The organism is Cognatundibacterium crateris (assembly GCF_010078235.1).
Lineage (GTDB): Bacteria > Pseudomonadota > Gammaproteobacteria > Burkholderiales > Burkholderiaceae_D > Undibacterium > Undibacterium crateris.
Map to the genome: position 1 here is coordinate 65,791 of NZ_JAABOS010000004.1, position 13,594 is coordinate 79,384.

13 protein-coding genes are annotated in these 13,594 nt (G+C 50.2%); 2 read left to right on the forward strand and 11 right to left on the reverse strand.

Annotation, left to right across the window (positions count from 1 at the left end; genetic code table 11):
- Nucleotides 1-132: 132 nt before the first annotated feature.
- Both EYB48_RS08785 and EYB48_RS08790 read right to left on the reverse strand, forming a co-directional pair.
- Nucleotides 133-744: a TonB family protein gene (locus EYB48_RS08785; protein WP_162019977.1), complete on the reverse strand. Its 612-nt coding sequence runs from the start codon at nt 742-744 to the stop codon at nt 133-135.
- Between the two features lie 361 nt (nt 745-1,105).
- On the reverse strand, nt 1,106-1,858 hold the full coding sequence (locus tag EYB48_RS08790; RefSeq protein WP_162019978.1) for an ATP-binding response regulator: 753 nt from the start codon (nt 1,856-1,858) through the stop codon (nt 1,106-1,108).
- 432 nt (nt 1,859-2,290) lie between these two features.
- Between EYB48_RS08790 and EYB48_RS08795 the strand changes: the two genes are divergently transcribed.
- Nucleotides 2,291-2,878, forward strand: a complete 588-nt coding sequence (locus EYB48_RS08795) for an outer membrane beta-barrel protein (RefSeq protein WP_162019979.1) — start codon at nt 2,291-2,293, stop codon at nt 2,876-2,878.
- Nucleotides 2,879-2,979: 101 nt separating this feature from the next.
- Here EYB48_RS08795 and EYB48_RS08800 read toward each other — a convergent pair whose 3' ends face one another.
- Nucleotides 2,980-3,483, reverse strand: coding sequence for a hypothetical protein (locus EYB48_RS08800; protein ID WP_162019980.1), 504 nt, complete (start codon nt 3,481-3,483; stop codon nt 2,980-2,982).
- A gap of 92 nt (nt 3,484-3,575) precedes the next feature.
- Nucleotides 3,576-3,959: a c-type cytochrome gene (locus EYB48_RS08805; protein WP_408058276.1), complete on the reverse strand. Its 384-nt coding sequence runs from the start codon at nt 3,957-3,959 to the stop codon at nt 3,576-3,578.
- Nucleotides 3,960-4,091: 132 nt separating this feature from the next.
- Between EYB48_RS08805 and EYB48_RS08810 the strand changes: the two genes are divergently transcribed.
- Nucleotides 4,092-4,265, forward strand: coding sequence for a hypothetical protein (locus tag EYB48_RS08810; RefSeq protein WP_162019981.1), 174 nt, complete (start codon nt 4,092-4,094; stop codon nt 4,263-4,265).
- 82 nt (nt 4,266-4,347) lie between these two features.
- On the opposite strand, the gene EYB48_RS08815 is transcribed toward EYB48_RS08810, so the two are convergent.
- The 7 genes from EYB48_RS08815 to EYB48_RS08845 all read right to left on the reverse strand — a co-directional run bounded on the left by EYB48_RS08815 (nt 4,348) and on the right by EYB48_RS08845 (nt 13,594).
- Nucleotides 4,348-5,823, reverse strand: a complete 1,476-nt coding sequence (locus tag EYB48_RS08815; protein ID WP_162019982.1) for an aminoacyl-histidine dipeptidase — start codon at nt 5,821-5,823, stop codon at nt 4,348-4,350.
- Nucleotides 5,824-6,027: 204 nt separating this feature from the next.
- Nucleotides 6,028-6,363, reverse strand: a complete 336-nt coding sequence (locus tag EYB48_RS08820) for an energy transducer TonB (RefSeq protein ID WP_162019983.1) — start codon at nt 6,361-6,363, stop codon at nt 6,028-6,030.
- A gap of 267 nt (nt 6,364-6,630) precedes the next feature.
- A complete protein-coding gene (locus tag EYB48_RS08825; RefSeq protein WP_235935040.1) occupies nt 6,631-7,980 on the reverse strand; it encodes a sulfatase family protein in 1,350 nt (449 codons plus the stop codon).
- Nucleotides 7,981-8,206: 226 nt separating this feature from the next.
- A complete protein-coding gene (locus tag EYB48_RS08830) occupies nt 8,207-9,355 on the reverse strand; it encodes a tryptophan 7-halogenase (protein WP_162019985.1) in 1,149 nt (382 codons plus the stop codon).
- 5 nt (nt 9,356-9,360) lie between these two features.
- On the reverse strand, nt 9,361-11,514 hold the full coding sequence (locus EYB48_RS08835; protein ID WP_162019986.1) for a LodA/GoxA family CTQ-dependent oxidase: 2,154 nt from the start codon (nt 11,512-11,514) through the stop codon (nt 9,361-9,363).
- Between the two features lie 48 nt (nt 11,515-11,562).
- Nucleotides 11,563-11,913: a hypothetical protein gene (locus tag EYB48_RS08840; protein ID WP_162019987.1), complete on the reverse strand. Its 351-nt coding sequence runs from the start codon at nt 11,911-11,913 to the stop codon at nt 11,563-11,565.
- 25 nt (nt 11,914-11,938) lie between these two features.
- Nucleotides 11,939-13,594 (reverse strand): tyrosinase family protein, encoded by a 1,656-nt coding sequence (locus tag EYB48_RS08845; protein ID WP_162019988.1) that lies wholly within the window; start codon nt 13,592-13,594, stop codon nt 11,939-11,941.

A 13,594-nucleotide genomic window follows, 5' to 3' on the forward strand; every position in this document is an offset into this window, starting at 1 on the left:
GGACAATTTTGCGTAAGTCCTGACACAGAAATTCTGTGCCAACTGTCACTGTTCCAGTCTGACCGCATCAGCTTTGTGCTGGCGGTCAGATCTGGTGCTGAAGCGTTTACTGAAGATACGCGTGTTTATCCATCACTTGCTGACAGGCAGCAGGCGTAAGGAATAGGGCGCGTTGTACAGCTTACCGGCGGTGGTAGCTGGATGGAATTTGCAGCTTTTGACTACACGTATGCTTTCGCGGTCCAGAGCTTCATCACCGCTGGCCCATTCCAGAGAAGTGCGTTGTACTTCGCCGGTTTTGCTGACCAGGCTGCCGACCACAATGCCTAAGCCATTTTCTGTGGGATCGGCAATTCTGACAAGATCGGATTTTTCACAACTGTCCGCGATGAGTTCCGGATCTTTATCGAAGCGAATTTTCTCATCCAGGCGGAAATTGTATTGAATTGCAGCACTTAATTCTTTGCCCGGCGCTTCATCCAGGATTTTGCAGCCGATGACGGACTTTGCCAGGGCTTCATCCAATATCCACCAGCCACTGCTACGTAAAAAGTCTACCGCAGTGACTCTGCCGCTTGGATCAATTTTCAATGTGACCTTGGTGCTGCCATGAAAATGATTTAACTGCGCTGCTTTTGGATATTTGGGTGGAATGCAGTGGTCGTGGATGTTGACTTTTTTCAGCAGCATATCGGCCGCAACTGCTTGTTCCTGGGTATTACTGGAATTTGGTTCGTTCGCCAAACAAATAGAGCTGCTCAGGCAGAGTGTGAGAGCAGAAAAAGCAAACCGCGCATAGTGAAATACTTTCAATCAGAAGAGGAAAATCAGAACCTAAAGCTGGTCCTTGCTGACATATTGTTTTCATTCAAGCAAGGCCGGTGATCATAGCATGACTTTCTCTTAAGAAATGCAAACGCAGGACGTAAGCACGTGACCTGGAAATCAGTGACGACGAGAGCTAATGATTGTTCAGTACGGAGTTTGAACGTCGCTAAGGTGGTTTCGCTTCGCTACTGTGGTGATGTATTTGCCGCAAATCCGCTGCTATGTTGATTGCACCGGGTGTTAAGCAGTGTAAGTAAGCCTTGCTTGTAATGGAAAATTAAGATTTGATGAGATGATGTACAAACTGGCCAAAACTCTCTTTGAAATGCGCATCTTTTTTGAGTATCGCATCAGGTAATTCTTTATCATGCCTGAGCTCAGATGCCGTGATTAACACACTTTGTGTGTGCCGGTGTTTGGGGCTGGACTTTTGCATAGCGCTGATTAAGGCAAGCCCATTTAAACGCGGCGTTTCCAGTCCGGTGACCACCAGATCAAATGGTTCAGACAAAATGCGGCCCAGGGCCTGATAACCATCATTCACGACTTCTACCCTGAAGCGGTAAGGAATCAGGACGTCGCGTACTACACTGATGATCACATCAGAACTCTCTACGATCAGTGCCGAATAGCTACATTGCGCAGTACGCAGCCGGATATGGCTCAATTGTGCACGGATATCATCACCGGGCATTTCTTGTTGCTGATAATGCAGTGTCACGCGCCGCAACAGATCCAGATACTCCAGTGCAGTCGGCGTGAAACGCTCACGTAGTAAGCCCGGCTGCTCTATCAATGCAGAAATCAGATCTTCAAACGGGTGGCAAACATCAGACACGATATGCATGCCGTAGGTACCGCCACTGCCTTTCAGGCTATGGATACGCCGGTATAACTCTCTGCACGTCTCCAGATTGAAGGAGTGCGTATCCATGTGCAGTATCAGATTTTCCAGTTCATCCAGTTGGGAAGGCAGGTCATTGAGGTAGTGTGCGCGCAATGCATCCAGCATTGCCTGAGCCTTTTTCATAGGGAGCGAGCCTGTTTTTGAGTATAGGTCAGTATCCGTGACGCATTCTTTCTGGCGTTGATGCGTTTCCTGCTGCAGTTTGAGCGTAGCTTTTCTTTACGTCAATTCCAGTGTCGTAAAAAACATGTTTCTCTTATAAATTGTTGTAAAAATAATAGCACGAACGTTCGTCAGGTATGCTGATTTTTTAAGCGGACATCAGTAGGCTGGTGTAAAAAAATAACCATAAATTTACCAATTATGGTTTTTGGTATTGATTTGCAGTACCTTTCTTCTAGTTGAGATGCACTTTGAGATAATTGATTTTCTTCAAGTGTGCGGGCTGTCAGACTGTGTTCACGGTGAAGCAAACAGGAGTAAGCGCAACGCAAACTTGCGTAGCACCTGTGGATTCAGTCGAAGACTCTATACACAATGACTAAGGATATGACTATGTTGAAAAATAAATTAATCAGTGCAGGCCTGGTAGCAGCTGGTCTTTTGTTGAGCGCAGCGGCGTCTGCCCAGGTCTATGTGGGCGGCACCATCGGTAAAGCAAAATGGAATAACGATTGCAGTGGCACCACAAGCTGCAGCACAAACGCCAATACCTACAAATTATTGGGTGGCTACAACATCAATAATACGTTTGCGGTAGAAGGCAGTTACTACTCGCTGGGCACGATAGACGCGTCTTACCGCGATGCCACATCCAGCGGCACAGCAAGTCTGAAAGGCAAAGCGTTTGAATTGGCCGGTATCGCTAAATATGACTTCAACAATGAACTGACTGGCTTTGCCAAACTGGGTATCGCCAGCGTGAAGGCAGAAGGAAGCGCAAGTGGTAGTGTTGCTGGTTTGGGCAGTTTCACTGGCACAGATTCCACTACCTCTACGCAACCTGTGTTTGGTCTGGGGCTGACTTATAAGCTGACCAAAGAACTGGCACTGCGCGGTGAATTCGAAACACGCAAAGTCAAGTTTGGTGGTGATAAGTCTGCTGTAAATAACCTGTCGGTAGGTCTGCAGTACGCATTCTAATCCCCCGCTGTAAAGTGCAGTGTGAATACGCTGCACCGCCTCAAAACTCAGCCCCGTACTTCCATCTGGTAGTGCGGGGCTGATCTTTTTGCTGTTCTGATTTATTCTGCCGGGCGGCGGAAGTCTTGTTCTATCCAGTGCAGTGCGCTTTGGCGGCTCAGTTTGAAATGCGGCGCAACCCGCACGCGTGCAATTTCTTCGCCGAACTGGTCGGCAGCGCTCAGCTCGGCATACGGTTCATATTCATCCGGGATGATTTGCAAACGCACGGTGTAATCGTTATCGGCATGGCTGAGTTGTACGCTTTTATGTAGCTGCGCATGCAATTGCTGTTCGTGCCGGCGTATCACTTCGCAGGCTGTTTTCACCAGCGTGCGGAAGGCGTTGCCATCCAGCGGTTTAGGATTTTTTTTATCTCTGCCCATGGTCCAGGGGCCGACCAGCGCGGGTTCCGGTTCACCATCCTTGATCATGGCAACCGCCCAGCCATCGTCATCTTCATTTTTGATGACACGGGCGGTCCAGCCTTTATCACGCCATAGGCGCGCTTCCTGTATGGTGTCGGGGATGTCGCCGGAACTGGCGTTGTTGGATGCTTGTGACAAGTTAATTCTCTCTCAGGGCTGCTTGCAAATTAGCCTTGGCAAATTTTGCGAAGGCGCCATCCTACACTGTTCGGCGCTTCAGGTGTGGGCGCTCAGTCTTGCTGGCGCAGGTAAGCCAGGATATTGGCCAGTTGCTGCTCATTGCTGATGCCATAAAAGCGCATCTTATTACCCGGCACCACTTCACCCGGAGCGCGCATAAAAGCCACCAGTTTCTCGTCGGTCCACACAAAGCCTGCATTTTTCATCGCACTGGAATAGGCAAAGTCCGGCACCGATCCGGCTTTACGTCCTACTACCTGATACAACGGCGGGCCAAATCCGGCGCGTGCAGCAGGCCCGGTCTGATGACAGGAAACACAGATGCGGAAACTGGCTTTACCCGCTTTGGCATCACCCGCAGGTAAAGCCGCGCAGGCAGGCAGCGCAAAACCAGCCAATAGCAGCAGTGAAGCGGGGCGCAGGGATTTCATCATGGCGTAGTGCATGGCAGGGCTGTGTGAACGGATTAACTGCATATTGTGCGACAGAATCACAAAGTCTGCACCGTGGCTCTTGTATTCCCAGCGTTCGCAGCCACTATAGCCTGACTTATCAGGAGCATACGTATGTTTGTATTACATCATCCGCAACCAGTGCGGCCACGCAAAGAAGTCGCGACTTTACAGGTGCAACAACAGCAGAAAACCAGTGTGCCGCAGACGCTGGTGGCACGCCTGCCAGCTGATGGTAATACTGATGCTGCGCCACCACTACTGAAACCTGCAACGAATACCAAATAAAAAACAGCGGCGCACCGGTGAGGTGAGCCGCTGTCTGCGCCAGCTTTGCTCAAGCTGTAGTCTGGCAAATTAGTTTGCTGACTTAGTTTGCCACCTTAGCCGGTATCCGTTCCAGCACCGCCAGCAACAGCGTCCAGTATTGACCTACGGTTTCGATGTTGACCATTTCATCCGGGCCGTGTGGATAGCGAATAGTCGGGCCTATCGACACCATGTCCAGATCCGGATAATGTTTTTTGAACAGGCCGCATTCCAGACCCGCATGGATCACCATGATCACGGGTTCTTTGTGATAAATGCTCTCATATGTTTGACGTACGATCGCCATCACCGGCGAGCTGGTGTCTGGTTTCCAGCCCGGATAGCAACCGGAAAAAGCGATCTGCGCGCCAGCCAGGTCGCTCAGACTTTGCAGGCTGCTTTCTATGTTTTCGCGACCGCTGTCGATCAGCGAGCGTATCAGGCACAGGATGGTGACTTTGTCGCTGCTGGTACTGATCACACCGACGTTCAGAGAACTCTCAGTCACACCGGCGATCTCGTCGCTCATGCGGATTACGCCGTTAGGGCAGCTGTTGATCAGGTTGATCAGCGTGCGCTGGCAGTCCGCCTGCAGGGTTCGTGCCGGAGCTGCACTGGCGACTAATTGCAGTTTCAATGCTGGCTCTGCACTCGCCAGTTCGGCTTGCAGTATGGCCTGATATTGCGCTACGCGCTGTTGCAGCAAGTCTGCTTGTGTGGCTGGTAAGGTAAAGCTGCATTGTGCTTCACGCGGGATCGCATTACGCAGCGAGCCGCCTTTGATCTCTGACAGCGCCAGACCCAGCTCTGCCGCATGGCCTGCCAAAAAACGTGCGATCAGTTTGTTGGCATTGCCACGGCCCAGATGAATATTCACGCCCGAGTGACCACCTTTTAAGCCCGACAAACTCAGGGTGTACGCCGGTTGATCTGCGGCTGCAGTCTGCCAGCTGACCGGTAATGAAATCTCTGCGTCCACGCCACCGGCGCAGCCCATGTAAATTTCGCCTTCCTGCTCGGAGTCGGTATTGATCAGGATTTCTGCCTCCAGCATGCCAGGCTGCAGGCCGAATGCGCCTGTCATGCCGGCTTCTTCATCGACCGTCAGCAGCACTTCCAGCGGGCCATGACAGATATCATCCGCGCCCAGTATCGCCAGTGCGGATGCCATGCCGATGCCATTGTCGGCACCCAGTGTGGTGCCGGTCGCCTTAACCCAGTCGCCATCTATGCGTGGCTGGATAGGATCGGTCACGAAGTCATGCACCTTATCGGCATTTTTTTGCGGCACCATATCAATATGCGCCTGTATCACCACCATTTTGCGGTCTTCCATACCAGCCGTAGCTGGTTTGCGGATAATCAGATTACCCACCTGATCCACTACCACCGGCAGGCCGCGTTGTTTCGCCCAGTCCTGGATCAGCTGGCTCAGCGCAGCTTCGTGCTTGGATGGGTGTGGGACTGCGCAGATTTGTTCAAACCAGTGCCATAAAGGACGAGGGAAAAGCTGATTCAGTTCGGTAGTGGTGGTCACGATAGATATCCTGTAAAAACATCGCACCTGCGGTCTTGGCTGGCTATGTGCAGCAAGGCTGACAGCCGACGGGTGCGGAAAGAAGGCCCACAGTTTACCATAGTGCTCAGAACCCTTAGCGACAGCGGCCGCTCAGCAGCACAGGCAATAAAAAAGGATGACACACGGTCATCCTTTTTTCTCAGCTTCAGTGCGCAGATTGAATTACGACAGGCTCCAGACGTATTCCAGTTTCGTCCAGACTTGTTGTGCTTTACCGTCTTTGCTGCCTGGTTTGAATTTGCAGGAAGAGAAAATCTTGGCAGTTGCCTTGTCCAGGGTTTTGGAACCGCTGGATTTTTCGATTTTAGAATCCATCACGTTGCCATCTGTGCCAACCAGTACTGCCAGCGTGACAGAACCGGTTTCCTCATTAATCAGCGCTGCTTTTGGATAAACGACTTTTTCGCAAGTGTTTTTATCCATCACAGGGGAAATTTCGTTGGCAGAGACGCTGGATACCACAGCCAGCAACGCAGTAGCTAATAGAATTTTTTTCATGGGAAAATGCTCAATACAGATAAAAGTAAAAATAAATCAAAAATCCGTGCAGGCGCGCAAATTTGTGCAGCGCAATAAACATGCGGGATTTTACGTATTTACTTTCTGAGTGGCAATTAATTTTGCAAAAATTTGCCTATTTATTGAACAGAAAACCATGTTTTGCACGAAAATAGTGCAACTTGACTGCAACTGGTATTGTTTGCATTGATACTGGCATTTGAAGTGGCATTGCATCCATGTGCAATGCCAGCTCCTCAGGCGGACTTAGTCGTCCAGCCCGACCGCATAGTGATCCGCCTGACGCTGTCCTGGGACCCGGTGGCTGTACACCTCTTTGGTGATAGGCAGCATCGTCGCATCCCATTGTTGCCATTGCTGTTTCAGACGCTGAAATTGTGCTGGCTGGTGTGCGGCCAGATTCGCGCGTTCACGTGGATCCTGGCGCAGATCAAACAAAAATTCGTTATTACCGATTTTTAAATACTTCAGATAGTTATCGATTACCGCGCGCTGTTGAAACGACTTATAACGCCAATACAGCGTGCGTGGAATTGCTTTTTCTTGTTGCGTCAGTACCGGCAACAGATTCACGCCGTCACTGGGGAAATCCGGGTCGGGCGCAACGCCAGCGGCCGCCAGCAAAGTCGGCAGCCAGTCCATGCCTATGCAAATCTGATCGGACACAGCAGGCTTGAGTGCGGCGGGCCAGCGTACGATGGCCGGTACCCTTATACCACCTTCCAGCAACTCGGTCTTTTGTCCGGACAAAGGCCAGGTATGAGAAAAGCGTTCACCGCCATTGTCACTGGTAAAAATCACGATGGTATTGTCTGCCTGACCGGTTTCTTTTAGCGCCTGCAAGACTTTAGCTATGCCGCTATCCATTGCCGCCACCATTTTTCCATAGGTTTCCAGACTGCCGCCATCTGCGTGAATCAATTTTTTCAGCGTGCCAGCCACGGCCTCATCCATAGGGCCTTCCCAGGGCCAGTGCGGCGCCGTGTAATGCAGGCTTAGCAGGAAAGGTGCTGCCTCTTTAGCCTGCGCCCGCACATACTGCTCTGCACGCTGGCTCAGGATATCGGTGTAATAACCATGCTCATGCACCAGTTGCTCGCCTTCCCACAAGTCCACTGGCTCGTCCGCACCCACCCCGGCTTTATGCGTGAAATAATCTATCCCACCCTGCATATTCCCAAAAAAATACTGATAACCACTTTTCAGCGGACCAAATTCAGGCGCCGCACCCAGATGCCATTTTCCCAGCAGCGCAGTGTGGTAACCGGATTTCCCTAACAGAGAAGGCAGCGTAGGATGTGCAGGCGATAAACCATGTCTGGATTTTGCATCCGGTATCGGCTCCTCCAGCCCGACCCGCAAACGGTACTGGTAACGTCCGGTGATGATCGCAGTGCGTGAGGCGGAACAGACCGGAGAATTCGCATACGCATGCGTCAGCCGCACGCCCTCACTCGCCAGTTGATCCAGCGCCGGCGTGGCAAAGTCCCGCATGCCATAACAACCCAGATCGGCCCAGCCCAGATCATCCGCCATGATGAACAGAATATTCGGCCGCGCCTGCTGCGGCTTGGCCTGAACCAGCCCGGATAACATACTGGCAGCCAGGGCTGAGCTTCCTAAAAACTGACGACGTGAGATGGGTGGCATAGTGCGCGCAAATACAAAATTGAAAATTGGATTCTAACGGCAAGCAGCACTTAGCTTCCATCGGCTGGCTAGATTCTTTTTTTATAAATTCATATGCTTGATCGTCTGTAGTGGCTGAACAGGCGCGCTTGTCGACATGATCAGAGTGGACATGCAGTGAAATTTGTAAGGGCTATGCATGTGGCAGGACTGGCATTCGCATTGCCGCGACGCTGGCATGATATCTCCGCCAAAATGGGGCCTCAGGCCAGCGTTGTTCTAGCCGGTAATAATGCTGGCACGTAGCTGAATTCTGTTGGTACTGCATACGTATTGAATCGCTAAATTCGTGTATTTCTCTCTTATTCACGATGACATCCGCAGCTGCAATAGCATTACTGATGGCTTTGTATATACCTTGCGAGGTGAGTGGGTCGCAGGCTGATGCGGCATCACCGATTGCGAGCCAATTTGCGCCATGGAGTTGATCCAGACAATAAGCCGGGGCAGGATAACTGAGTATGTGTGCGGACAAGGGCTTGCCACTTCGAGCCAGTTGATGCGTATGTGGTGCAAGGGCTAATTGCGCCTCCCAAGCGTGGACTTGTTGTAATTGCAGACGCTTGACTGTTTCGGCATCGCTATACAAGGCCAGCAGCAGGGTTTTATCCGGCAAATTTGCAGCATACCACCAGCCATGTTGCACAGCTTCGAGATGTGTCAGGCCATTTTTTTCAAGCTGTGCATCCTTGATGGCAAAACGCCTTGCTAAGCAAATCAACGCCTCTGCCCTAAGTTTTTGACTGCCGCATTTACGCGCGAAAACGGCGCGTGATCCACTCGCATCAATCACAAAATCTGCATAGATCTGGCTAAGACCAGCTTTCCCGGCAGTTTGCGTTGCTAAATGGAGTTCATAAGCTGAGGATGCTGTAGTTACCACCTCTTTGAGCGTAGTATTGATGCGTAAATCTACGCCACGCATTTGTGCCTGCCTTGCTAAAAACTGATTGAATTTGCGTCTGTCTAAATGCCAGCCATGTCCGAGCGGGTTCAATAAATGATCGTTATAGCCGCGCTTCTCACTCCCCCAATAGGAACAACTGCCATAGCAAGGAGCATGCCCTTCACGCAGAAATGCCTGATCAATTTCGAGTGATTGAAACAGACGCAGGCTTTCCGGTGGAATGTTCTCACCGATACAGAATTGGCTGAAATCACTCGCTTCAATCAGCACAATATTCGACACGCCACGTTGCACCAAAGCCAGCGCGCAGGCACTACCTGCCGGGCCAGCACCAATAATGGCGACTTGGAAGTGAGACGATTTTTCTGGCGACACTTGTTTTACTTTTCAGGTGCAGGCGGATAGAGTTTGTCGATCACCGTATTGGGCCAATATTCAACCAGATTGCTCTCATCGCTATCGAATTGGCTACTGACTTCTAAAAAATAATTCTCAGATTTCAGCTTGGGATCGCCTGCCTCTTGCACAATGGCTGGGCTTTGCATGATGATGCCGATCCGGCTCCAGTTTAATAAGAATTCCTTACGGTCCTGATAACGTCCGACATTCATCGCTGCGCGATCAAATTTTCCGTCTGCAATCTGCTCCGCCTTGGTACCTGAGCCGCGTACAGAAAAACGCTGTACGCTCGCATCATCAGTAATCTCACCACCGTTTGCAACCACATCGCGATAGGTATAGACCGCCACCGGCCTTTGTGCTGGCCAGGAGGCGTAGGTAAAGGTGTTGCGCTGGGTCGGATACAAATTTGTGATTGTGTCGATATTTTGATTCGACAATTCACCGCCGGGATTGGGGGCAGGAAGGTGAGTTGCACATGAGTTGTAATCGGTATGCCAAGGCAGTGCCATGAATTTACAAAAATCTCCCGGTTGTACAGGTGTATCGCGTAGCGGTGTATAACCGACACCTAAGAATGGGCTGTTCTTATTCGCTTTGCTGTAATCCAGCACGTCCATATTGATGCGAAATGGCCCCGCGCTGCCAGGTGCAGACCAATTTGCCTGATAGAGATGCGGGTCGCGAACAATAAACCCCATTTCTATTCCGGGTCCAAATCGTCCGCCCAGGCAATTGAACAGAATGGTTTTATCAAGGAGTTCACCTGGTCCCAGGGACGCTGATGGTGTATCGCCAGGGCGCTGATAAATATCATTAGCCCACTGCGACATAAAAAAGTATTGACTGGTGGTCAGGCTTAAAAAGCTTTTTCCTTCATCACCCAGAGAAAGCGGCATCAGCGGCGAACCCAGTTGCGAACTATCGGAATTATTCGGATCGCGAATATAGTTCATGATAGGAAAATTCAAGCCATCTGCAGGCATATCCCACAGAAAATCATGCATATACACTGCGTTTTCCGGCAAGCTGACATTCCATTTCTGTAATGACGCTGCGCGCAAAACAGGGAATACATCCTGTACATAATTGGGTTTAAAACCCGTTTGATATTGTTGATCACTATATACAGCGGGTTGCAAGGCAAATTTTTCTAACCAGGTGGTGTACAACTCGTCCCACAAGGTGACGACGTTCGTGGTTTGTGGTGCATAGGCAGGATCAGTAGAAATCACCCAGGCGCTGCCATCCACTGCGCGTGTGCTGCCATCTTCAAACAGTAAAAAGGCAGTCACTGGGCCATCGGCTGTATCGTCCAGCCAATGGTCATTATTGACGTTTTGATTCAGACTCGCAGTTGCTGTGTAATTGCCTTCTTCGTCGAAACCACAGGCCAAACCATAGCCACCCAAGACCAGCAGGCGTCCATTGCTTTCAGAACGCAAGGCGCCCAGAGTTTGTATTCTGCGGCTATACCTATCCGGTTCGGTTTGTGCGTTTCCGCTGGCTGGAAATGAGGTCGGGTAGTCAGGCAGACGGATAATTTCTCCGCTACTCGCCTGACCATAGCAGGGCAGCGTCTGCGTGTCGAAATGGATGTCAGCACCGCTCGCCGCAAACAAGGCGCGTGGCCCGGCATCGATCACCAGCTTTTTGAGCCGTAAGGGATCAGCAGGGTCGGTTTTGTTTGCGAATGTGGCATTGCGTAATTGGGGAAGCTTACCCTGCTCGAACGGGCTAATCCCCTGGTCACCTAACCAGCTGTTGGCTTTTTTATTCGCCAGGTGGACCGTCCACACGATATCTTTGACGCGCTTCCCATCGACCTTACTGCCTATCTGAATTTCATGGCCGCCACCATTAGGGTAAGTTTCAATACTGTGCTGTTCTGGAAAATCATATTGATAGATTCTGAAGCGCGCAGCCTGACGCTTTAGCTTGCCGCTGGCATCGCGCAAGTCACTGCTCATGATCGTGCTGTGTTCAGTTCCGGGTTTGATGGGCAAACCACCTTTCATCGTTTGACCCGGAATATCTATCCCTGCCATGCTTTCGGGGCCCAGATAATATTCCTCACTGTTGCCCACGCGGGCGATACCGATAACGGGATGGATGCGTAAATTCCTTGTTGCCATCTTGGGCTCCTGATGTGTAGATGCGGCCTGATTTCTGTTGATGGTGAGTCAGGGGTGCATGCCTTCTCTGACCCATTGGTCATAAAGATTAATCGCCTCCTGAGGCAGTTTGCCAGCGGGCGGCATAGGATGCGCCACCTCTTTAACGAATTCACCCTGCTGGCCACCCCTGACAGGCAGACGTTCTTCAGGTTTCACCACCCACTTACTATTCTTCCTGTCGTAGTCATAACCATGAATCGCCACTTGTATCTGGTAATAAAAAAATTTCACGCTCTCATAATCGCCGAGTTGCAGTATTTTCGTGCCACTTTCAGAGGCCAGTTTTACTCCGCTCATTGCTGTCGCATATTTTGAGAACAGGCATTTGATATCGTCTTTAAAGCTGAGTTTTTTCATTTTTTTTACCCCGTCATGCTGGTGACTATTTCGCGCCTTTTAATCCAGGAACTATCTTTGGCACACTGAAATCTTTTTCATCAATAGGCGCAGTGGAGTTACCGCTGATTGCAACAGTCACCTTCCATTCCTGGCCGTGTTTTTTACTCACCAGACTATTAATGATGCCTGTGACCTCTTCTTCGAATTGAACACTGTCATGCATGTGATGGCCATTCAAGGCCCAGTAAGCGGTGCTGGCAATCAAATAGCGGTCGCGAAATTCTTTGCTAGCGATGGCTACTTCCATATCGCCCGGATACAGATAAACATCGGCTTGAAAGCTGTAATCTCTGGACTGATCGGATCGTGAAAATGTGACGTTCGCCAGGTTTGGACTGGTGATTATCGTGTCTGGTATCGTGTAGATGCCCGTACGCGTAAGCTGCGGATTAGCGGCAGCTTCGCTGGTACTATGGCTTAACAGGGCAGAGAACAGACTGATCTGATTGTCGCCAAAAACATAACCAGCTTGCGCATGTCCATCTATCAATGCCTGAATCTCATCTCTGCGTATAAATTCATCGGCATTTTGTGATTGAAAGCCATAGCCCAGCTTAATCGTGTTTAAGTAAATACCGGCCGGCCCCATATTTTCGGTATAGGCCCCCGAATCTGTGCGTTTCTCAGCTCCGCTGCCAGTATTAAAACCCGGAGGTTTACGCAAGCTATCATCTTGCTCGCCGCGTAAATAGGTGCTGCGATTACTCTCTCCCAATTGCTGTGTGCCGTGTTCCTGCATCCATTTGTCCAGACTGTAATCAAGGAAATTATGAAAGACATAAAAAATAGGATCCAGGCCAGCGCTCGTGTTATTGCCCATGTTGCCATTCACATAGCCAAGATGCATTTTGTTGTGAATCTGGGTTTCTAATTTTCCGCCTAAGCTTTGTCCAAGTTCACCACCACCAAAAGCATTCCAGTCTAAATAGTAAATCTGGTACGCCATTAAATAGGGCGAGGTTTGCGGTAAACTTTGTAGCAATGGCTCACGCGTTCGGGTTGAGTCATACAGTGGCGAATTGCTGTTTTCAAATGCTTTGGGGTAGCGCACACCACTTGGTTTTTTTGTGAAATTCCAGTACGGCAGAGTGACATTCCTGGTGCTAGGACCGAACAACCCTTCAGGATCTGCCGCTTGCAAGGCGAGTTCATAAAAATACAGTTCTGCACGATGCCACTGTAAGAAGGTGTTTTTTCTATGCTCGCATTCACCAGGATGTTCAGTGTGCATCCTGGTAGTGTTGGGGACATAGAGGAAATTGCGCACATTGCAGCTATCGAGATTGGAATTGCCCAATAACTTGGTCAGTTTTTCCGCAGACAGTGAGGCTGTGCGTTGATCGAACACATCTGTCGCCGCACAATTGTGTACCCATGCCTGCCACAGAAAACCTGTGCGATCAAATACATTTTGCTCGCTTTTTTGCTTCATCATTTTGACCGCATGTTCATAGGCTGCGAGCTCTGCGGGACTTAAGTCATCGATGTTCTTTCTATACCTGACTTGCTGATTTACGTTTTCTGTAAATGGGAGAATAGTTTTTTGCGCAGGCAGATCCGCTTTTTGTGCGAAGGTAAGCTGACCGCTAAAGCCCAGGCAGATGACGGCTCCCAGCAATCGACAGAGCGAGTGTTTCAT

Coding starts and splice junctions, on each gene's coding strand:
- EYB48_RS08790 (WP_162019978.1), bottom strand. CDS start 1,858: ATGAAAAAGGCTCAGGCAATGCTGGATGCATTGCGCGCACACTACCTC.
- EYB48_RS08795 (WP_162019979.1), top strand. CDS start 2,291: ATGTTGAAAAATAAATTAATCAGTGCAGGCCTGGTAGCAGCTGGTCTT.
- EYB48_RS08805 (WP_408058276.1), bottom strand. CDS start 3,959: ATGATGAAATCCCTGCGCCCCGCTTCACTGCTGCTATTGGCTGGTTTT.
- EYB48_RS08810 (WP_162019981.1), top strand. CDS start 4,092: ATGTTTGTATTACATCATCCGCAACCAGTGCGGCCACGCAAAGAAGTC.
- EYB48_RS08820 (WP_162019983.1), bottom strand. CDS start 6,363: ATGAAAAAAATTCTATTAGCTACTGCGTTGCTGGCTGTGGTATCCAGC.
- EYB48_RS08825 (WP_235935040.1), bottom strand. CDS start 7,980: ATGTTATCCGGGCTGGTTCAGGCCAAGCCGCAGCAGGCGCGGCCGAAT.
- EYB48_RS08835 (WP_162019986.1), bottom strand. CDS start 11,514: ATGGCAACAAGGAATTTACGCATCCATCCCGTTATCGGTATCGCCCGC.
- EYB48_RS08840 (WP_162019987.1), bottom strand. CDS start 11,913: ATGAAAAAACTCAGCTTTAAAGACGATATCAAATGCCTGTTCTCAAAA.
- EYB48_RS08845 (WP_162019988.1), bottom strand. CDS start 13,594: ATGAAACACTCGCTCTGTCGATTGCTGGGAGCCGTCATCTGCCTGGGC.